We start from the raw sequence: 20200 nt of genomic DNA, 5'->3' as shown, positions 1-20200 counted from the left end.
ATGTACACCTCGATCAAGGACCAGCTGGGCACCGAGCTGGAGGACATCCGCACTGCGGGACTCTTCAAGACCGAACGCAGCATCAACTCGCCCCAGTCCAGCCACATCACCGCGGGCATCATCGGACAGCAGGGCGCCAACGTGCTGAACTTCTGCGCCAACAACTACCTGGGCCTGGCGGACCACCCGGACATCATCAACGCCGCCAAGGCAGCCATGGACGAACGCGGCTTCGGCATGGCCAGCGTGCGGTTCATCTGCGGAACCCAGGACCTGCACCTGGAACTCGAAGCCCGAGTCTCCCGATTCCTGGGGACAGAGGACACCATCCTGTTCTCCAGCTGCTTTGATGCCAATGGTGGTGTCTTCGAATCCCTTTTCGGACCGGACGACGCCATCATCTCGGACGCCCTGAACCATGCCTCCATCATCGACGGCATCCGCCTGTGCAAAGCGCAGCGTTACCGGTACGCCAACCAGGACATGGCGGAACTGGAAGCGAAGCTGGTAGAGGCGAAGGGTGCCCGCCGCAAGGTCATCGTTACGGACGGCGTCTTCTCCATGGACGGGTACCTGGCGCCGCTGGAGGCCATTTGCGACCTCGCCGAAAAGCACGACGCCCTGGTCATGGTGGACGACTCGCATGCTGTCGGTTTCATGGGAGCAACCGGGGCCGGAACGCCGGAGCACGCCGGGGTGTCGCACCGGGTGGACATCTACACCGGCACCTTCGGCAAGGCACTGGGTGGGGCATCCGGCGGGTACGTCTCCGGCCGCGCGGAAGTGGTGGCCATGCTCCGGCAGAAGGCCCGGCCCTACCTTTTCTCGAACTCGTTGGCACCGGCCATCGTGGCCGCCACCATCAAGGCCCTTGACTTGGTGGAGAACTCAGCGGACCTGCGCCGCGCACTCTTCGACAACGCCGCACTGTTCCGCCGCCGGATGACCGAGGAAGGCTTTGACCTCCTGCCCGGCGAGCATGCCATTGTTCCGGTGATGTTCGGCGACGCCGTGCTCGCCGCCAAGGTTGCCGACCGGATGCTGCAGCACGGCGTCTTCGTTACCGCCTTCAGCTTCCCCGTGGTTCCGCGGGGCGCAGCCAGGATCCGGGTGCAGCTTTCGGCTGCACACTCAGCGGACGACGTCGAAACGTGCGTTCGTGCCTTCGTCGCCAGCCGCGCCGAGGTGGCAGCGTGAGGGCAGCCACAGTCCGCGCCTGACTCTGCAAGGATGGTGCCATGGCAGCACATTACGATGTCCTGATTGTTGGCGGCGGCATAGCCGGGCTTTCCCTGGCCTCGGCCCTGGCCGGCAACTGCAGCGTGGCACTGGTGGAGGCGGAGCAGGAGCTGGCGTACCACACGTCCTCCCGCTCCGCCCGCCAGCTCATCCCCAGCTTCGGCCCGCCCGTGGTCCAGGAACTCACGGTCCGGACCCTCGAGCTGATCGCAGCCCGCGATGCTGAGCTGCCCGAACCGGTGCTCACACCGCGGAGCTTTATGCTGATCGGCAGTCAGGAGGCGGTGGCCGCGGAAGCCAGCGGCTCCATGCAGCCCATCACCCACGCCGAGGCGCTGGAACTTTGCCCGGCACTGGTTCCGGACTCGTTCATGGCCGCCGGCCTGGATACCGGCTCCTTTGGCTGCAACGCGCCCCTGCTGCTGGCGGACCACCGGCAACGCGCGCTGGCCGCCGGGGTGGACATCATTACGGGCGCGCGGGTCCATTCCGCGCAGCGCGTCGGCTCCGGCTGGCAAGTGGGCGCCGGCATGGAGGCATTCGGGGCGGGCGTCCTGGTCAACGCCGCCGGTGCCTGGGCGGACGAACTCGCCGTCATCAGCGGCGTGGAGAAGCTCGGGCTGCAGCCGTACCGGCGCACCGCGGCGATTGCCGCCGTCGAACGCCCCTTGCCGGAGCACAGCCCCATGGTGGCCGCGGCCGACAACACGTTCTACTTCCGCCGCGACGGCGATGAGGTACTCATCTCGCCGTCCGAGACAGTGCCCAGCGGGCCCGAGGACGCCAAGCCCCGGCCCGGGGACGTGGAACGGCTGGTGGCCCGGCTGAACCAGGTGACCACGCTGGGCATCACCGACGTCCGTCGGGCCTGGACGGGGTTACGGACAGAAGCGGCCGACGGCGTTCCGGTGGCCGGATTCGACGCCGAAGCCCCCGGCTTCTATTGGCTCGCCGGCCAGGGCGGCTATGGCTTCCAGACGTCGTCCGCGATGGCGGAACTGGCGGCCGGGCAAATCCTCGCCGGTCACCAATCCGCCAACAGGACGGCCCACGCCGCCGATGACAGTCCGGCATCCCGGACAGCACAGGCGCTGGCGGCAACCCGCTGGTCAGTACGGCGCTGAAGAATGGGTGTATGAGTACGCTGATCACCAATATCGCCGAGCTGATGACGCAGGACCTGGAGCGCCGGGTCCTGAGGGACGCCGCGGTGGTGATCGAGGGGGAGCGGATCTCGTGGATCGGCGCAGCGGCCGATGCTCCTGCAGCGGATGACGCCGTCGACGCGGGTGGCCGCGCCATGCTCCCCGGCTGGGTGGACTCCCATACGCACCTGCTCTTCGCCGGCGACAGGACGGCGGAGTTCGAGGCGCGGATGGCCGGGGAGTCCTACTCTGCAGGGGGCATCGCCGTCACAATGAACGCCACCCGCGCAACATCCGACTACGACCTCACCCGCCTGGCGCTGTCCCGCGTTGCCGAAGCGGTTTCGCAGGGAACCACCTACATCGAGACGAAAACGGGCTACGGCCTGGACGTTGAACACGAGACCCGGAGCGCACGCATCGCCTCGACTGTCGCCGACCAGGTCACCTACCTCGGAGCGCACCTGGTGCCCGCGGGGCAGGACCCGGACGACTACACGGACCTCGTCTGCGGCCCGATGCTGGCTGCCGTCCGGCCCTACGTGCAATGGGCCGATGTGTTTTGTGAGGAAGGCGCCTTCAGCGCCGAGCAGTCCCGCCGGGTGCTGTTGGCCTGCCGCGACGCGGGCCTGGGGCTCCGTGTCCACGGGAACCAGCTCGGCGAAGGCCCGGGAGTACAGCTCGCAGTGGAACTTGAAGCCGCGAGCGTGGACCACGTGAACTACCTCGCGGACAAGGATGTGGACGCACTCGCCGGAACTTGGACCGGCTGGGATGCTGCCACCGGAACCGGGCGGCGTGGCACCGTGGCCACGTGCCTTCCTGCCTGTGACCTCTCGACCCGCCAGCCGCTCGCGCCCGCACGGGCGCTGCTTGACGCCGGGGTTCAGGTTTCACTCGCTTCCAACTGCAATCCGGGCACGTCCTACACCAGCTCCATGGCGTTTTGCGTGACCACCGCGGTGCTGCAGATGGGCCTGAGCGTCCATGAAGCTGTCCGGGCAGCGACCTACGGCGGCGCCCTTGCGCTGCGCAAGGACTCCGGAAAAGACGCCGACGGCGATCGTGCGGTGGGTTCCATCGCCGTCGGACACCGTGCGGACCTCCACTTGCTCAACGCACCGTCCGCTACTCACCTTGCGTACCGGCCGGGTATGCCCCTGACGTACGCTGTATGGCGGGCGGGGAAGCGGGCCAGATAAGGGGCGCCAGCAAACTGACGTTAGATGATCATTAGCTCTCTGTTATGATCAAAAAGCGTCATCGAAGCTGGTGGCGGAAGTAGCTGGAGGCCCTTGCATGACCCGCACCGACAGACTGACCGCTATCCTCGACATCCTTGCCAAAACCGGCCAGGTCGAGGTCGAGGAGATCGTCAGCACCCTCCACGTCTCCCCGGCCACCGCCCGGCGCGACCTGGACAGCCTGGCCAAGCGCCGGCTGCTGACCAGGACCCGGGGCGGTGCCACCACCGGTGCGCTCGCGTACGACCTGCCGGGCCGGTACAACCGGGACGACCACGCCGAGGCCAAGGAGCAGATTGCCCTGGCGGCTTCTGCCCTGATTGCCCCCGGAGCGGTGATCGGCCTCTGCGGCGGCACCACCAGTACCGCGCTGGCGCAGATCCTGGCCACCCGCGAGGACCTCAACGCGCCTTCCAACCAGTCCACTCTCACGGTGGTAACCAATGCAATCAACATCGCCGGGCAATTGGCAGTGCGGCCGAACATCAAAGTCATGGTTACCGGCGGCATCCTGAATCCGCGGTCCTACGAACTCGTAGGGCCCTACACGGACATCATCATGCAGAAGGTGGTGCTGGACATCGCCTTCATCGGCGTCAACGGCATCGACCCGGAGGTCGGGCCAACCAACACGGGGGAGGGGGAAGCCTCGGTCAACGCACTGCTCGCCAGCAGGGCGCGCGTCTCCTACGTGCTGGCTGACTCCTCCAAGGTAGGGGTGCGCGCCTTCGCCACCATGGACGGCTACAACTTCACCCGCCTGATTACGGATTCGGGCATTTCGGCCCAGGACAAGGCTGCCTTTGAGGCTAACGGCACGGAAGTGATTGTGGCGGCCGGCTGAACACCATTAGCGGCGCCCCGGTACTTCGGCAGGCCAATCAGGCCGGTTCCAGAAACTGCAGGCAAGATGGGTACATGCTGGTTTCCTCCCGCCGTCGTCTGCGGATCGAAGTCTGGATTGTTTTAGGCCTGTCCCTGGGCCAGTCTGCCGTCTACTCGGTGGTGCAGCTTTTGGACAAGATGACCCGGGCACCGCTCGCGGAAGGCACCTCAACTCTCAACCGCTCCCAGAGCACCCGCGAGTACTTCGACCTGACCTACCAACTGCTGGACATCATCTTCGCGCTGGTGCCCGTGCTGCTGGTGATCTACTTCCTTACCGACAACAGGCAGTCTGTATCCGGCGACGGCAGCAACGCGGGTTCGGCGTTCCGGAAGCTCGGATTCAACTTTGAGCGCCCGGGCCGGGACCTGTTCCAAGGGCTGGGGCTGGCTGCGCTGATAGGCATCCCGTCCCTCGGCCTGTATGCCGCAGGGAGGGCGCTGGGAATCACCACGGCGATTATTCCCAGTGCGCTGGACGCCTATTGGTGGACGGTGCCGGTGCTGGTCCTGTCCGCCATGCGCCATGCCGTGGTCGAAGAAGTCATCGTGGTGGGATACCTGCTGGACCGGTTCGGAAAGTTCGGCTGGAGCGTGCCGCTGTCCATCGTGGTGAGCTCGCTGCTTCGCGGGACTTACCACCTCTACCAGGGCTTCGGGCCCTTCATCGGCAACGTGGTGATGGGCGTCGTCTTCGCCTGGCTGTATACCCGGACGCGCCGGGTCATGCCCCTGGTGATCGCTCACGCCCTGCTGGATATCGTCGCGTTCGTCGGATTCAGCCTCTTTGGCAAGGCAATCGGGCTGGGGTAACGCAGCCGGCCTGTTTGGGACGGGACCTCACCCGCCGCGGGCGCGCAGGAACCGTTCGATGCCTTCTTCGCCGAGGGAGGACGCGGTGGAACGAGCTTGCCCCGTCCGCGAGGAGTTTTCGTGCCATGGATGCCGGGATGGGTCCGTATCCGTCCAGCATTGCCGGTTCGTCGGTGAGGCCCAGCAGGGAGAACACGGGCACGGTGACCGGCATTTGTGCCTGCGTCGTCGCCGCTGCCGGCAGTAGTTCCGGCGCTGATCCTGGTTCCGCTGTTCAGCAGGGCTTCGGCGAACTGGTCGGCCCGCAGTTGGGTGAGGGTGCGGTGTTCGATGGGGCTCTGCATACCCCTGGCCATGGCGGTGAGCCGGTTCCAGCCCGCTACGGCCCGGTCGGCGGGCAGGTAGGCGGAGAGCCAGGCCATGCCGTCCTGGTCGGGCCGGTATTCCACCCGCCGGTCTGCCACGCCTTTGGCGTGGCGTTTTTCGATGGACTCGATGTGGTGGCGTTCCCGCCAGGTCCGGGCTTTGGTTTTGAACCGGTAGGCCGGGATGTCCCCGATCGCGGCGGCCGTGGCGGGTTTCGGTGTCCGGGTCCAGGAAGTGCCCTTCCAGGGCCGCGGCGCCGGCGGGGTCGAGGGTGGCGGTTTCGTCGACCATGACCTGGGCGTGCCGCCACGGGATCGTCCCTGCTTCGAGGGCTGCCAGGGTCCGGGGCAGGGAGGTGGTCAGGGCGTGGGACTGGGCCAGCAGGGCACCGGCGGCCCGGCCGCTGAGGGCCAGGAGGCTGCCGACTTCCGCGGCGATAGCCATTTCCTGTCCCTGCACGGGTGCGTCGGGCGGAGCGGCCGCCCGCGCGGTCTGGGCGTACGTCCCTGCAGCGTTGACCACTAACGCCGACATCCGGGCCTGGACCCCTGAGGCACCGGTAAGGATGTCCAGGCAGCCATCAGCCAGCCCTGCCAGCGGATCAGCAGCCGAGAACTGCTCCGAACCGCATCCCTTCGCCTCGGCATTGAGCACGGCAAGAGCGGCATTGATGTCCTCAAACGCCTTCGCTACCGCAGCTGTACTAAATGGATTCGGCCGCCATCAGCGGGTGACGCCGTTGTCACCTGCTGATGGCGGCCGAAGCGTAGGAGGGCAGTCTGCAGTACCTACCCATGCCGAGGCCCGGGCAAAGCTGCCCGTGCCCAAGGAGAGAATTAGATCGTCACAGCTCCGTTGGAGGTCTCGAACGTCACCGATAGGATTCCGGGGGTCCCGTGCGGTGCCACCCACTCCACGGCTACGTCTTCGAGCGGCTTCTCCACCGGCTCACCCAGCCATTCAGTAACGCGGGCAGCGGAACCGGCGATAGTCAGGCAGCTCATCTTGACGTTGCTGTCGTAGGCGTTGGACGGGTGCAGGGACGGGTCGCCCTCCCACTTGAGCATGTAGGGAACCTGCGGGTCGGCGATCAAACCGAGGATGCCGATTTGCTTCCAGACCAGTTCGCGGCCGTCAGGAAACTTGCGGTTGCCGTTGACCGAGGACCGCCCGAGCCGTTCTTCGAAGGGGGCCAGGTCGTCAACCTCGACGCACCAGCCCATCCAGCCGCCGCCGGCTGCAGACCGTGCACGCACTGCCTGCCCGAAGGGAGCTTTGTCCGAAGCGGGGTGGTCCAGGACCTCCACCACTTCGAGGTACTTGTGTCCCGCTAGCGGGATGATCATATTCCGGGTTCCGAACCGCGGGTGTACCCCGCCCTTCACTGCCTCAACGCCGAGGGCAGAGGAAATACGTTCGGTGGTGGCAGCCAGGCCATCGTGTTCACAGGCGTAAGAGACGTGATCCATGCGCATGGCAACATCTTGGCACTTTGTGATCGGGCTCTCAGCTAAGGGTAGCCTTACTGGGATTTCGCCTTGTGAGCCGTAATTAAGCCCCCGACGGACCGAGGAAATGTTCCTGACTATGTTCGTCACAATTCTGTCCGGCAATCAACGCATGTTCCTACACTGAGCTCAGGTCATGAGTGCCAGTGACAAGCCCCGGCTCGCTGGCCGGCAACCCTCCATCCGCGGTGGGGTGCCCCGGGTGAGGACCTGGCTGTCCGGCACCGGCCGGATGGCAAGCGCGGCCCGCGGTGCTTCCAGCATGCCGGGCCCATGTCAAAGGAGCCTTAGTTGTCCAACGGATGGTCTTTCGAAACCCGCCAGATCCACGCCGGCCAGGAGCCGGATGGCGCCACGGGCGCCCGTGCACTTCCCATTTACCAGACCACGTCCTTCGTGTTCCCCACTGCTGAAAGCGCCGCCAACCGCTTTGCCCTGGCCGAGCTGGCCCCCATTTACACCAGGATTGGGAACCCCACCCAGGAGGCAGTGGAGCAGCGGATTGCCAGTCTTGAAGGCGGACTGGGGGCGCTGCTGCTCAGCTCCGGACAGGCTGCTGAGACTTTCGCCGTCCTGAACATTGCCGAGGCGGGGGACCACATCGTCGCGAGCCCCAGCCTCTACGGCGGCACCTATAACCTCTTCGCCCACACCCTGAAGAAGTTCGGCATATCAGTCACCTTCGTGGCGGACCCGGACAGCCTGGAGCAGTGGCGCGCAGCAGTGCAGCCCAACACCAAGCTCTTCTTCGGCGAGGTGGTATCCAACCCGCGGCAGGACGTCCTGGATATCGAAGGGGTATCCCAGGTCGCGCACGAGGCCGGCGTGCCCCTGATCGTGGACAATACCCTGTCCACCCCGTACCTGATCCGGCCGCTGGAATGGGGCGCGGACATCGTGGTGCACTCGGCCACCAAGTACCTGGGCGGCCATGGTTCAGCCATCGCCGGCGTGATCGTCGATTCCGGAAAGTTTGACTTTGGCAAGGACCCCGCAAAGTTCCCCGGCTTCAACACCCCGGACCCCACCTACAACGGACTCGTCTACGCCCGGGACCTCGGTGCCGAAGGCGCCCTGGGCGCCAATCTCTCGTACATCCTGAAGGCCCGGGTGCAGCTGCTGCGAGACCTTGGCTCCGCAGTGTCGCCCTTCAACGCCTTCCTGATCGCCCAGGGTCTGGAGACGCTGAGCCTTCGCGTGGAACGGCACGTGGCCAACGCCCTGGACGTGGCACAGTGGCTGGAGTCGCGTGACGACGTCGAATCGGTCGCCTATGCCGGGCTGCCCTCCAGCCCCTGGTACGAGCGGGGCCGGAAGTACGGCCCCAAGGGGACCGGCGCCATCGTCTCCTTCAACCTCGCCGGGGGTGCGGAGGCCGGCAAGCGCTTCGTGGACGCCCTGGAGCTGCACTCCCACGTGGCAAACATCGGTGACGTCCGTTCGCTGGTGATCCATCCGGCGTCGACTACCCACAGCCAGCTCTCGCCGGAGCAGCAGGTGGTGGCCGGCGTGACCCCGGGCCTGGTGCGGCTTTCGGTGGGGATCGAGCACATCGATGACATCCTGGCAGATCTCGAAGCCGGCTTCCGGGCGGCCAAGGAGGCAACCGGCGCTTAGAAATACCCAGGGCACCCAACGCGGCACAAGCCGGGGAAGTCACAACCAGTCACACTCTTGGCGGCAGGCAGGGGCTGTTTCGTACACTCGAACCAGGTCATGAGTGCCAGTGACAGCCCCGGCTTGCTGGCCGGCAACCCTCCTTCCGCGGCGGGGTGCCCCGGGTGAAGACCTGGCCTGCCGGTCATTCGACGGCGGGCAAGCGCGTAGAAGAGGTCTTGCCATGACGGTTACCGTCACCCGTACAACTGTCCCTGAACACGGGATTGTCCGCTACGCCTCCATCGGGGGACTGGAGTTGGAAGCCGGCGGATACCTTCCGGACGTCACTCTGGCCTATGAAACCTGGGGCACACTGAACGCGGACGGCAGCAACGCCGTCCTGATCGAACACGCGTTGACAGGCAGCACCCACGTGACCCGGGGCGACACCGAGGAGCCCGGCTGGTGGGAACAGCTCGCGGGGCCTGGTGCGCCGGTAGATACAAACCGTTTTTTCGTGGTGTCGATCAACATTGTGGGCGGCTGCTACGGGTCCACCGGGCCGTCGTCGCCCGCGCCGGACGGGAAGCCTTGGGGTTCACGTTTTCCATTGGTCACCCTGCGGGACAGCACCCTGGCCGAGGCCCGGCTGGCCGACCAGCTCGGGATCGGGAGCTGGTTTGCCGTGCTGGGCGGTTCCATGGGCGGGGCCCGTGCGCTCGAATGGGCGGTCACGTTTCCGGAACGGGTGCAGCGCTGCGCAGTGATCTCGGTAGGCGCCGCGAGTACCGCCGAGCAGATCGCGTTCGCCCAGGCACAGACCCTCGCCATCCGGCAGGACGCCAACTTCAACGGCGGTGACTACTACAACGGACCCGCCCCCGAGCAGGGCCTCGCCCTGGCCCGGCGCATCGCCCACATCACGTACCGCTCCACGCGGGAACTGGACGGACGCTTCGGCCGTGAGCCGCAGGCCCCCGAATCGCCGCTCCAGGGGCAGCAGCTCGCTACCCGCGGGCGGTACCAGGTGGAAAGCTACCTGGACCACCAGGGCACCAAGCTGGTCCAGCGGTTCGATGCGAACAGCTACATCGCCATCACCGAGGCGTTGATGAGCCACGATATTTGCCGGGGACGCGGGTCCCTCGCCCAGACCCTGTCCAGCTCGAGTGCCCGTTTCTTTGTGGCCGCCGTGGACTCGGACCGGCTCTACTTCCCGTCCCAGTCGCGCGAGCTGGCACGGGCGCTTCCCGGCGAGGTGGACGTCCACCTGATTGAGGCGCCCATCGGGCACGATGGCTTCCTTACCGAGATCGGCCAGCTGGGGAACCAGCTGCGGGAGCACCTTTCGGCATAACACCAGGCCTAGATGCCAAAGAATGTGCATTAATGCAGATGCGCTCTGCATCATTCGGCGTTGAGCTGCGCCTTCCGGCAGACCATACTCGTTGGGACCCGGCGGTTCGTGACCAAAACCACACGCACCCGCCATAGCCTGTCCCAGTGGTGTCGATGACGACGCCGAAGGAGTTCACACATGAGTACGGAAAGCTCGGCCGCACGGCGGCCAGAGGAAACCGACGTCAAGGCCTCAGGCCTGAGGAAAGTCGTCACGGCCTCCATGGCCGGCACCGTCGTTGAGTGGTATGAGTTCTTCCTCTATGCCTCCGCCGCCACCCTGGTGTTCGGCAAAATGTTCTTCCCCAATTCAGGGACCGAACTGGATGGCATCATCGCCGCCTTCGTCACCTACGCCGTAGGCTTCGTGGCCCGGCCGATAGGCGGCATCGTCTTCGGCCACTTCGGTGACAAGTTCGGCCGCAAGCAGTTGCTGCAGCTGAGCATCATCCTGGTGGGCGTTTCCACCTTCCTCATGGGGTGCCTGCCCACCTTCGCGCAGATCGGCTACTGGGCTCCGGCCCTCCTGGTATTCCTGCGCTTCGTCCAGGGCTTCGCCGTCGGCGGTGAATGGGGCGGCGCCGTGCTGCTCGTTGCCGAGCACAGCCCGAACAAGTCCCGCGGATTCTGGTCCAGCTGGCCGCAGTCCGCCGTTCCCATGGGTAACCTCCTGGCCACCGGCGTGCTGTTTACCCTGTCGTCCACGCTCTCCCAGGAAGCATTCCTCGGCTGGGGCTGGCGCGTTGCCTTCTGGCTGTCTGCCGTGATCGTGATCGTCGGCTACTACATCCGCACCAAGGTCCAGGACGCCCCGATCTTCATCGAGGCCCGCAAGGAAGTCACCGTTGAGAAGAAGGGCTACGGCGTCGCGGAGGTCTTCCGCCGCTACCCCCGCGGCGTGTTCACCGCCATGGGCCTGCGCTTTGCCGAGAACATCCTGTACTACCTCGTGGTGACGTTCTCCATCACCTACCTGAAGGTCGTTGTCCAGACCGATACCTCCCGCATCCTCCTCCTGCTGCTGGTGGCGCACTTCATCCACTTCTGCGCTGTCCCGCTGGTCGGCAAGATGTCCGACGCCTTCGGCCGCCGGCCGGTCTACATGGTGGGCGCCATCCTCGGCGGAACCTGGGGCTTCTTCGCCTTCCCGATGATGGACACCGCCAACGACCTCATCATCCTGGCCGCCATCACCATCGGCCTGCTGTTCCACGCGCTGATGTACGCCGGGCAGCCGTCGATCATGGCCGAGATGTTCCCCACCCGGATGCGCTACTCGGGCGTTTCCCTGGGCTACCAGGTGACCTCCATCGTCGCCGGTTCGCTGGCCCCGATCATCGCCACCGCACTCCTGAGCAACTTCAAGTCCTCCACCCCCGTGGCGCTGTACCTCCTCGGAGCCTGCATCGTGACCGCAATCTCCGTGTTCTTCCTTAAGGAAACCCGGGGCATCTCCCTCCACGACGTGGACGCGGCCGACGCCAAGGGCACTGCGGACCTGCTCGCGGCCGGCAAGAAATAACCACCCTTCAGCACACACAGCACACCGACTGCCCGGACCCGCGACCACGCAGGCCCGGGCAGTTGGGCGCCGGCACCTTCGACGAAATCAGGATTTCCATGAAAGCAGCGGTCCTCTACTCCACGGTCCCGTCCGGAAGCAGCTACACCGAAACGCATCCGCTTCAGGTCGAAAATCTTGACCGGCCGGAACCCCGCGCCGGTGAGTTGGGCATCACCATCACCTACTCGAGCCTGTGCCACTCTGACCTGTCGGTGGTGGACGGCTCCCGCGTCAGGCCCCTTCCCATGGCGCTGGGGCATGAGGCGGTAGGACGGGTTGCCGCGGTGGGTGACGGCGTCACGGATGTCTCAGTCGGGGACCATGTGGTCCTCGTCTTCGTCCCCAGCTGCGGTGCCTGCCGGGCGTGCCGTGCGGGCCGTCCCGCTCTCTGCCACCGTGCGGCGGAAGTCAACGGGTCCGGGGACCTCCTGCACGGCGAGGCCTTGCTGCGGACGCCTGCTGGGGAGCGGATCAACCACCATCTGGGTGTTTCGGCGTTCGCCGATTACGCCGTGGTGGCCCGGGAGTCGGTGGTGGTTATCGACGACGACGTCCCGGACACTGTTGCGGCAATGTTCGGTTGCGCTGTGCTCACCGGGATGGGAGCTGTCCTGAACACTGCCGCCATCCAGCCCGGCCAGTCCGTAGCCGTTTTCGGACTGGGTGCCGTGGGGCTTTCGGCCGTGATGGCTGCGGCGCTCGCCGGTGCCTCCTCCGTGATCGCCATCGATCCCAATGCGGGCAAGCACGGGCTCGCCCAAAAGTGCGGGGCAACCGCCGTGGGCACCCCGGAGGAGGCCTCCCGCCTGATCCAGGCGGCTGCCGGCGACGGCGTGGACACGGCCATCGAAGCTGTGGGATCAGCACGGGTCATCGCCTCATGCCTGGACCACGTGACCCGCGGCGGCGCCGTGGTCTCCGTAGGGCTGCCGCACCCCACCGCAGAACTGACAGTGCCCGCGCTTCAGTTCGCCGGCGTGGGAAAGCGGCTGCTGGGCTCGTATATGGGCGACGCCGTTCCGGGCCGGGACATCCCCCTGTACCTGGGGTACTGGCGCGAGGGCCGGCTTCCCGTTGAGCTGCTGCATACCGACACCCGGCCGCTGGAGGAGATCAACGAAGGCCTTGATGCACTCGCCGCCGGGCAAGTGGTGAGGCGGCTCTTCCAGGCCTAAGACGCCTTCTCGAATTCCTGGAACGGCACTCCGAGCCTGAAACGCCGCAGGCAGGCATCATCCGGATGCCTGGCCCTAGGCTGCCAGCAGGTCCTGGCGTTCGGCCACCTCTTCCTGCAGGGCAGCGATCACGGCCTGCACCCGGGCGGACCGCAGCGATTCCGGCCGGGCCACCGCCCAGATGGGCAACTGACGCTGGAAGGCGTCGGGGAGCACCGGAATGAACTCCGGGTTTCGGGCCACCATAAAGTTCGGAAGCAGCCCGATGCCGGCGCCGCGGCGCACCGCCTCCACCTGGGCAAAGATGCTCGTCGCCTGGAAGCTGGACTTCGGCATGGGCAGCTGCGAGGACCGGTGGCCCAGTTCGGCAACCTGGAGGGCCGACTCGACGTAAGAGACGAAGCCGTGCTGCCCCACGCCGTCGGGCGTTTCCGGCAAGCCCCGCCGGGCGGCGTAGGCGGGGCTTGCGTAGAGCCGGAGGAAGTAGTTGGTCAGGAAAATGGTCTGGGCGTTGCTCACGTCCGTGCGGCCCACCACCACCTCCAGGTCCACGCCGGACCGGTTCTGGCTGACCTTGCGTGTGGCGCTCAGCATCTCCACATTCAGGTTGGGGTGCCGCTGCTGGAGGCGGACCAGCGCCGGCGTCACAAATTCGGCGCCGAAACCGTCGGAGGTGCTGATCCGCACCATGCCGGCCAGGGTGTCCCGGTCCTGGCTCGTGACGGCAGCCAGGGACCCGAGCGTTTCCTCGATGGTTTCCGCCGCGGCGACGGCCGAGGCCCCGAGCTCCGTCAGTTCCCAGCCGTGCGGGCTGCGCTCGAGGGTGCGGCCACCCAACTGCTTGTCGAGGGCGAGGATCCGGCGGGAAATGGTGGTGTGCGTGGTGCCCAGCGTTTCGGCCACGGCATTAAAACGCCCCAGCCGCGCCACGGTCAGCAAAATCAACAAGTCGTCCGGACTCGGAAGCCGTGCCACCCGGTGCCCTTTCATCTGTGTGCATCAGTGCACATACCGTCTGTGATTTTTCCCCTTGATTGCACTGTAGCAGGGTGTGATGGTGGACACAGACCTTCCGGCCGCCCTCGGCCGGAGACACAGCAAAGGAGCTTAGGCCATGGCAGTAGTCGGTTGGATTGGTTTGGGGAACATGGGAGGTTCCATGTCCGGGAACCTTGCAAAGGCGGGCCATGACGTACGGGGATTCGATCTCAACCCGGCCGCCCTCGCCGCAGCGGAGGCCGGAGGGGTGAAACCGGTAGCGAGCATCGCTGAGGCGGTGGCGGGCGCCGACGTTGTCTTCACCATGCTCCCCAAGGGCGAGCATGCCAAGGCTGTCTACCTGGGTACGGACGGGGTGCTGGCGCATGCGGATGCGCGCACACTCCTGGTCGATTCCTCCACGATCGACATCGCCGCGGCTAAGGAACTGCACGACGCCGCCGCTGCCGCCGGCTTCCGCTTCGTGGACGCCCCTGTCTCGGGCGGCATGAGCGGCGCCTCAGCAGGAACGCTCACCTTTATGGTCGGCGGTGAAGCGGGCGCTGTGGCCGACGCCACCGGCTACATCGAACCGATGGCTGCCAACATCATTCCCACCGGCGGAGCCACCACCGGCCAGGCAGCCAAAATTTGCAACAACCTGATGCTCCTGATCAACCTGGCCTCCACAGCCGAGGGTGCAGTGCTGGCGGACCGGCTGGGCCTCGACAAGAAGGTCTTCTGGGACATTGCTTCCGTCTCCTCCGGGGACAGCTGGGCACTGCGCACCTGGTACCCCGTTCCCGGCGTTGTCCCCACCGCAGCATCCAACAACGACTTCGCGCCCACCTTCACTGCCGAGCTGGCGAACAAGGACATCGGCCTGGCCATCAGCGCCGCCGAGGACACCGGAACGCCGCTCGAAATCGGCAAGCACGTCCAGCAGCTGTACCAACGCCTCATCGATGCGGGCGAGTCCGGCAAGGACTGTTCCATGATCATCAAGCTCGTTGACGGCTCACTGGATTCAGCAAAGTAGAAGAGAGACATCCATGCACACCATCCCGCACTACATCAACGGCAACCGCGTCACCGACGCTGAACGCTTCGGCCCCGTCTTCAACCCGGCTACCGGCGAGCAGGAAAAGCAGGTGGCGCTGGCTTCGGCGGCCCGGGTGGAGGAAGCCATTGCCGCCGCCAAGGCCGCCCTGCCGGCATGGCGGGCAACAAGCCTGGCCAAGCGCACCAACATCTTCTTCCGCGTCCGCGAAATCCTGACCCAGCGCAAGTCCGAACTGGCCGCCATCCTCACCAGCGAGCACGGCAAGGTACTTTCTGACGCCGAAGGGGAGATTTCCCGCGGGCTCGAGAACATCGAGTTCGCCACAGGTCTGTCCCACATGCTCAAGGGGGAACGCTCCGAACAGGTTTCCAGCGGCGTGGATGTCCATTCCGTCCGGCAGCCTGTGGGCGTGGTGGCCTGCATCACCCCGTTCAACTTTCCGGCTATGGTGCCGCTGTGGATGATCGGCAGTGCGCTGGCCTGTGGCAACACTGTGCTCCTGAAACCCAGTGAGAAGGATCCGTCCTCCGCCGTGTTCATCGCGGAAGTCTTTGCGGAAGCGGGACTGCCGGCCGGTGTGCTGAACGTGGTCCAGGGCGACAAGGAAGCGGTGGACGTCCTGCTCGAACACCAGGACGTCAAAGCCGTCAGTTTCGTTGGCTCCACGCCCATTGCGCAGTCGATTTACAAGCGCGCAGCGGACCACGGCAAGCGGGTCCAGGCCCTGGGCGGGGCCAAAAACCACATGGTGGTCCTCCCCGACGCGGACCTTGACATGGCAGCAGACGCCGCCGTTTCGGCTGCCTACGGTTCGGCAGGCGAGCGGTGCATGGCGGTCAGTGTGCTCGTCGCCGTTGGCAACATTGCGGACGATCTTGTGGCAGCCATCCAGAGCCGGATGGCTACCCTGACAATCGGCCCGGGCACGGATTCGGCGTCGCAAATGGGCCCGCTGATCACCGCCGAACACCGCGACAGGGTGGCCTCTTATGTGGCCGGCGCCGAGAACGAAGGTGCCACGGTGGTCGTTGACGGCCGTTCGCAGCAGTTCGATTCAGACGGGTTCTTCATCGGAGTCAGCCTGGTGGACCACGTCAAGCCGGGCATGAAGGTGTACGACGACGAGATCTTCGGCCCCGTCCTGTCCGTGGTGCGCGTGGATACCTACAGCGATGCAGTGCGCCTGGTCAACGACAACGAGTTCGGCAACGGGGTTGCCATCTTCACCCGCGACGGCGGCGCTGCCCGCCAGTTCGAGTTCGACGTCGAGGCGGGCATGGTGGGGGTCAACGTGCCCATCCCGGTGCCGGTGGGCACGTTCTCCTTCGGTGGCTGGAAGAACTCCCTGTTCGGTGACACGCACATGTACGGGCCGGACAGCATCCGGTTCTACACCAGGGGCAAAGTGGTCACCACGCGGTGGCCGGACCCGGCCACGTCTGTCATCGACCTGGGCTTTCCGCAGGTGGACTGACGCCGGAGGTTGGACGAGATGGACTGACGCAGGCTAGCCGTTCATGATCTCGCCGCGGCGGGTCATGTACTCCTCGACGGACAGTTCACCGTTGCTGTACTTCTCGTCCAGTTCGGCAAGCTTGCGGGCGCGGTAGCCCTGCGGGGCCGACGGCGGCGGGGGAGTCGCAGGTGCCGCAGGCTGCTGCGGGGCTTCTTCACGGTGGCCCTGCTGATGCTGCCCATGCTGCGGCTGCCCGTACGGCGGAAACTGCTGGTCCATCGGCGGGACCGGCTGGATGGGCGGCAGCGGCTGCGGCCGGTCAAGCTCGCGGAATCCGCCGCTGAAATAGTCCTGCTGGGTGAAGCCGTCCCGCGGCTGCTTGTTCTGCGGGCCGGCTGATCCCGGGAACTGCCCTGATCCGGGGAATTGGCCGCTGCCGGGGAACTGCTCGGGGTAGCGCCCGGAAAAGGTTTGCTCGTGGTTCCTGCGGGCGACAGACTTCCGGTACATCCGCATGGCCATCGGGATCAGGAATGACAAAATGATGATCCAGAAAAACAAGTTGCTCACGGTGCCGTGCCTCTCATGTGTGTCCTTCCAGCTTAACCCCGGACTGCACCCGAACGGCCGGGAGTCCCGTGAAGGGGCTGAGGCCGCGCCGGGTGCCCGGAGCAGCTGGGACTGAAGCCGCAGGCGCACCACCGCGTCAGGTTCCATGCCCGCCGCCTCAGCTGGTCCGGTAACCCGCGTCGAGTTTCCCGCAAAAGCCTGCAGCGCTAGCGCCGAACCGCCTCGGTGGTTCCCAGCGGACCCTCGCCGGATCCCAACGGGACGCCCGGACCAAAGACGGGGCCCGGCGTCGGACGTTTCGCGGTAATCCCGTCGCCGGAGGACTGGTGGCGCAGCCGGCGCAGCACCCAGGGCACGAAGTACTCGCGTGCCCACACCAGGTCGCCCGAGCGCGCCGCGCGCCAGGTGCGCGAAGGCACAGGTTTAGGCTGCAGCGGCTCCAGCGTATGGTCCACATTCAGCGAGTCCAGCACCATAGCCGCGATGGTGTGGTGGCCCAGCGGGGAGAAATGCAGCCGGTCCTGGTCCCACATCTGCGGATCGCTGAGCTGGCGCAGGGACCACATGTCGGCAATCACGGCGTCGTGCCGGGCAGCCACGGTACGCAGGTTCTCGTTATAAATGGCCACCTTGCTGCGGATCCTGCCCAGCACGGACGATCCGGTGTCCGGGCCGTTGAAGAGGACCACGGTGGCGCCGCCCATGGCCAGGATCTGCACCACCGAGTCAAGTTTCTCCGCCAGGACGTCGGGATCGCCGCCCGGGCGCAGCAGGTCATTGCCGCCGGCCGAGAGGGTGACAAGGTCCGGCTTCAGCGCCAGGCAGGGCGCGAGTTGCCGGTCCACAATCTGCTGCAGCAGCCGGCCACGGACGGCAAGGTTGGCATAAGCGAAGTCAGGCTGCGTCCGGCCCAGTTCCTCCGCCACCCGGTCTGCCCAGCCGCGGTAGCCGCCGGGGCTTGAGGGCTCGGGATCGCCGATACCCTCGGTAAAGGAATCGCCCATCGCCACGTAGCGGGTCCAGGGGTGGGATCCGGCGTGGGCAGTGGGGGATTGAATGGCGCTTGTGTCAGTCACGGTCCTATCCTGCCTTCCGCTTCACTGGCTACGCGAACGTAGGTTGTTACCATTCGGTAGCTGTAACAATGGAAACCATGACTGAAGCCGAAGTATTTCCTGCCCCTGTTGTTTTGTGGTCCCATCCGGAGGACCAGCGCGACGGCAAGCCCCTGCTGGTGCTCCTGCACGGCTACGGCGCCAACGAACAGGACCTGCTCAGTCTGGCCGACCTGCTGCCGGGGGATTTCGCCGTCGCCTCCGTCCGGGCGCCCATCGCCATGGGCCCGGGCTTCACCTGGTTCCCGCTCACGGCATCCATCGACTACTCACTGGACCGGGTCAAGGCGGCTTCGTCCTTTGTGCTGGATTGGATCGACGCCATCAAGGTGGGGCACCCCTCGGTGTCCCTGCTCGGCTTCTCCATGGGAATGGCCATGGCCACCACACTCCTGCGGCAGCGCCCCACTGACTTTGCGGCCGTCGTCGGACTCTCAGGTTTTGTGGTGGACGCGGGCGACGATCCCAGCTTCAAGGACTCCGAACTGGACGGCACTGTTCCCATGTTCTGGGGCCGGGACCAGCAGGATCCGGTGATCACCCCGGACAAGATCGACTACACCATGGGCTGGGTCCGCCGGCACGTCAAGCTCACCAAGGTGCTCTACACAGGCATGTGGCACGGGATTAACCAGCAGGAGATCGGCCACGTGGGCGAATTCCTCACGCACGAGGTGCTCAAGAAGTAGGCGGGCGACGGCGGGCGCCGGCGTGGGGGATCAGTCCGCCTTCGGTGCCACCACCCGGACGGTCTGCCCGTTGACCGTGACAGTGTCCCCGTTGTGCAGCTGGCGGCCGCGCCGGTCATCGATCTCGCCGTTGACCTTGACGAGCCCGTTCTTGATGAGTTCCGCCGCCTCCACGCCGTCCTCCACCAGGTTGGCGAGCTTAAGGAGCTGGCCGAGGCGGATCATGCTGTCACGGATGGGGACGTCTTCAACGGGGTTGCTCATGAAGCAATAATGCCTGACGTAAGGTGGATTCAGTGACCTCCACCCATCGCCTGCCGCTGCTTGCAGGCCTTCCATTGGCGGTGGGCGCAGGCCTGGCCATTCCCCTGCAGGGCCGCATCAACGGTGCCCTGGGTGCCCGGTTAGATGACGGCATCGCTGCATCCGTGGTGAGTTTCAGCACAGGTCTTGTTGTGATGATCCTGATCTCGCTGCTCCTGCCGCGCGGCCGGGCCGGGCTGGCCGGGATCCTGCCCGCCGTCCGCAGCAGGGCGTTTCCCCGCGTCTACGTCCTCGCCGGCGGCATCGGCGCGCTGTTCGTTTTTGCCCAGTCCTTCACGGTGGGCATCCTGGGCGTGGCCCTCTTCACCGTAGCCACGGTCACCGGCCAGACCGTCAGCGGTCTACTGGTGGACCGGTTGGGCATCGGGCCGGCCGGCCGTAAGCCCGTCACCGCGATCCGGGTCATCGGCTGCCTGCTGACCATTGCCGCCGTGGCCTGGGCAGTTTCGCCCCGGTTTACCGGAACCGCCGGAGGAACGTCCGACGGCGGCGCTGGACCTGGCAGCGCAGGGGCCCTGCTGCTTCCCCTCCTTCTCCCCGTCCTCGCCGGGTTCCTCATGAGCTTCCAGCAGGCCATGAACGGAACAGCGACAGTCCATTACGGAACGCCGATCGCCGCCACCCTGGTCAATTTCGTGGCCGGTTCGGTGGTCCTCTGGACGGCTTACGCCGTCAAGGTGGCCCTGGCCGGGCCCGGCAATCCGTTGCCGGGGGAGTGGTGGTACTACGTCGGCGGGGCAATGGGGTGTGTCTTCATCGGCTTGGGCGCCCTGCTGGTCCGCAGCCTGGGCGTACTGGTGACGGGCCTGGGCATGATCGCCGGCCAGTTGCTGGGCTCGCTTGCGCTCGACGTGATCCTGCCCGCGCCCGGAACCGTGGTTGCACCGGCCACAGTGCTCGGCACGATCCTCACGCTGGCCGCGATCATCCTGGCAACCCTGCCCTGGCCGCGGGGCGCGCTCCGCAGCGGGCACCGGTAGGCTAGGACACGCAGCTTTTTGCATCTTTCCTTCATCCGCCCCCGCGGCAGCCTGCGGTCACGCACCGCCGGCTATCGCGGGGCCTGAAA

General features: G+C 66.0%; 19 protein-coding genes and 2 riboswitches. Of the genes, 14 read left to right on the top strand and 5 right to left on the bottom strand.

Annotated features, from left to right (window positions below):
* From AC50X7_RS12030 to AC50X7_RS12005, 6 genes are all read left to right on the top strand, one after another.
* On the top strand, positions 1-1197 hold the full coding sequence (locus AC50X7_RS12030) for a glycine C-acetyltransferase (protein ID WP_494979206.1): 1197 nt from the start codon (positions 1-3) through the stop codon (positions 1195-1197).
* A gap of 41 nt (positions 1198-1238) precedes the next feature.
* Complete coding sequence (locus tag AC50X7_RS12025) at positions 1239-2363, top strand: NAD(P)/FAD-dependent oxidoreductase (protein WP_494979205.1); 1125 nt, start codon at positions 1239-1241, stop codon at positions 2361-2363.
* Between the two features lie 11 nt (positions 2364-2374).
* Complete coding sequence (hutI, locus tag AC50X7_RS12020) at positions 2375-3586, top strand: imidazolonepropionase (RefSeq protein WP_494979204.1); 1212 nt, start codon at positions 2375-2377, stop codon at positions 3584-3586.
* A 97-nt stretch (positions 3587-3683) separates the two neighbouring features.
* Positions 3684-4472, top strand: a complete 789-nt coding sequence (locus AC50X7_RS12015) for a DeoR/GlpR family DNA-binding transcription regulator (protein WP_494979203.1) — start codon at positions 3684-3686, stop codon at positions 4470-4472.
* A gap of 74 nt (positions 4473-4546) precedes the next feature.
* Entirely contained in the window at positions 4547-5326 is a 780-nt protein-coding gene (locus AC50X7_RS12010) for a CPBP family intramembrane glutamic endopeptidase (RefSeq protein WP_494979202.1), read from the top strand.
* Between the two features lie 549 nt (positions 5327-5875).
* Positions 5876-6217: a hypothetical protein gene (locus tag AC50X7_RS12005; RefSeq protein WP_494979201.1), complete on the top strand. Its 342-nt coding sequence runs from the start codon at positions 5876-5878 to the stop codon at positions 6215-6217.
* Positions 6218-6528: 311 nt separating this feature from the next.
* Here AC50X7_RS12005 and AC50X7_RS12000 read toward each other — a convergent pair whose 3' ends face one another.
* Complete coding sequence (locus tag AC50X7_RS12000) at positions 6529-7167, bottom strand: VOC family protein (protein WP_307095765.1); 639 nt, start codon at positions 7165-7167, stop codon at positions 6529-6531.
* 165 nt (positions 7168-7332) lie between these two features.
* Positions 7333-7448, top strand: a riboswitch (SAM riboswitch).
* Positions 7449-7491: 43 nt separating this feature from the next.
* Here AC50X7_RS12000 and AC50X7_RS11995 point away from each other — a divergent pair.
* The 4 genes from AC50X7_RS11995 to AC50X7_RS11980 all read left to right on the top strand — a co-directional run bounded on the left by AC50X7_RS11995 (position 7492) and on the right by AC50X7_RS11980 (position 12936).
* Entirely contained in the window at positions 7492-8817 is a 1326-nt protein-coding gene (locus AC50X7_RS11995; RefSeq protein WP_494979200.1) for a bifunctional o-acetylhomoserine/o-acetylserine sulfhydrylase, read from the top strand.
* Between the two features lie 95 nt (positions 8818-8912).
* A riboswitch (SAM riboswitch) is annotated at positions 8913-9028 on the top strand.
* A 12-nt stretch (positions 9029-9040) separates the two neighbouring features.
* Positions 9041-10156, top strand: coding sequence for a homoserine O-acetyltransferase MetX (gene metX, locus AC50X7_RS11990; protein WP_494979199.1), 1116 nt, complete (start codon positions 9041-9043; stop codon positions 10154-10156).
* Positions 10157-10336: 180 nt separating this feature from the next.
* On the top strand, positions 10337-11719 hold the full coding sequence (locus AC50X7_RS11985; RefSeq protein ID WP_494979198.1) for an MFS transporter: 1383 nt from the start codon (positions 10337-10339) through the stop codon (positions 11717-11719).
* A 98-nt stretch (positions 11720-11817) separates the two neighbouring features.
* Positions 11818-12936 (top strand): alcohol dehydrogenase catalytic domain-containing protein, encoded by a 1119-nt coding sequence (locus AC50X7_RS11980; RefSeq protein ID WP_494979197.1) that lies wholly within the window; start codon positions 11818-11820, stop codon positions 12934-12936.
* 75 nt (positions 12937-13011) lie between these two features.
* Here the strand turns inward: AC50X7_RS11980 and AC50X7_RS11975 are convergent, their stop codons facing one another.
* On the bottom strand, positions 13012-13911 hold the full coding sequence (locus tag AC50X7_RS11975) for a LysR family transcriptional regulator (protein WP_494979196.1): 900 nt from the start codon (positions 13909-13911) through the stop codon (positions 13012-13014).
* A 139-nt stretch (positions 13912-14050) separates the two neighbouring features.
* On the opposite strand from AC50X7_RS11975, the gene mmsB reads away from it, so the two are divergent.
* Together mmsB and AC50X7_RS11965 are read left to right on the top strand one after the other, a co-directional pair.
* Positions 14051-14953, top strand: a complete 903-nt coding sequence (gene mmsB, locus AC50X7_RS11970) for a 3-hydroxyisobutyrate dehydrogenase (protein WP_494979195.1) — start codon at positions 14051-14053, stop codon at positions 14951-14953.
* A gap of 13 nt (positions 14954-14966) precedes the next feature.
* A complete protein-coding gene (locus AC50X7_RS11965) occupies positions 14967-16451 on the top strand; it encodes a CoA-acylating methylmalonate-semialdehyde dehydrogenase (protein WP_494979194.1) in 1485 nt (494 codons plus the stop codon).
* A 33-nt stretch (positions 16452-16484) separates the two neighbouring features.
* Here AC50X7_RS11965 and AC50X7_RS11960 read toward each other — a convergent pair whose 3' ends face one another.
* Both AC50X7_RS11960 and AC50X7_RS11955 read right to left on the bottom strand, forming a co-directional pair.
* Positions 16485-17003: a hypothetical protein gene (locus AC50X7_RS11960; protein WP_494979193.1), complete on the bottom strand. Its 519-nt coding sequence runs from the start codon at positions 17001-17003 to the stop codon at positions 16485-16487.
* A gap of 206 nt (positions 17004-17209) precedes the next feature.
* Complete coding sequence (locus AC50X7_RS11955) at positions 17210-18079, bottom strand: SGNH/GDSL hydrolase family protein (protein ID WP_494979192.1); 870 nt, start codon at positions 18077-18079, stop codon at positions 17210-17212.
* A 77-nt stretch (positions 18080-18156) separates the two neighbouring features.
* Between AC50X7_RS11955 and AC50X7_RS11950 the strand changes: the two genes are divergently transcribed.
* Positions 18157-18807, top strand: coding sequence for an alpha/beta hydrolase (locus AC50X7_RS11950; protein ID WP_307095748.1), 651 nt, complete (start codon positions 18157-18159; stop codon positions 18805-18807).
* 30 nt (positions 18808-18837) lie between these two features.
* On the opposite strand, the gene AC50X7_RS11945 is transcribed toward AC50X7_RS11950, so the two are convergent.
* Positions 18838-19071 (bottom strand): RNA-binding S4 domain-containing protein, encoded by a 234-nt coding sequence (locus AC50X7_RS11945; RefSeq protein WP_307095745.1) that lies wholly within the window; start codon positions 19069-19071, stop codon positions 18838-18840.
* Positions 19072-19103: 32 nt separating this feature from the next.
* Between AC50X7_RS11945 and AC50X7_RS11940 the strand changes: the two genes are divergently transcribed.
* Positions 19104-20111 carry a DMT family transporter gene (locus AC50X7_RS11940; RefSeq protein ID WP_494979191.1) on the top strand — a complete coding sequence of 336 codons (1008 nt, stop codon included), beginning with the start codon at positions 19104-19106 and terminating at the stop codon, positions 20109-20111.
* Positions 20112-20200: the final 89 nt, after the last annotated feature.

The sequence above is a fragment of the Pseudarthrobacter sp. Hb11 genome, from assembly GCF_059383655.1.
Note: the sequence above shows the minus strand (reverse complement) of the source record. Positions and strands in the feature narration are given on the sequence as shown.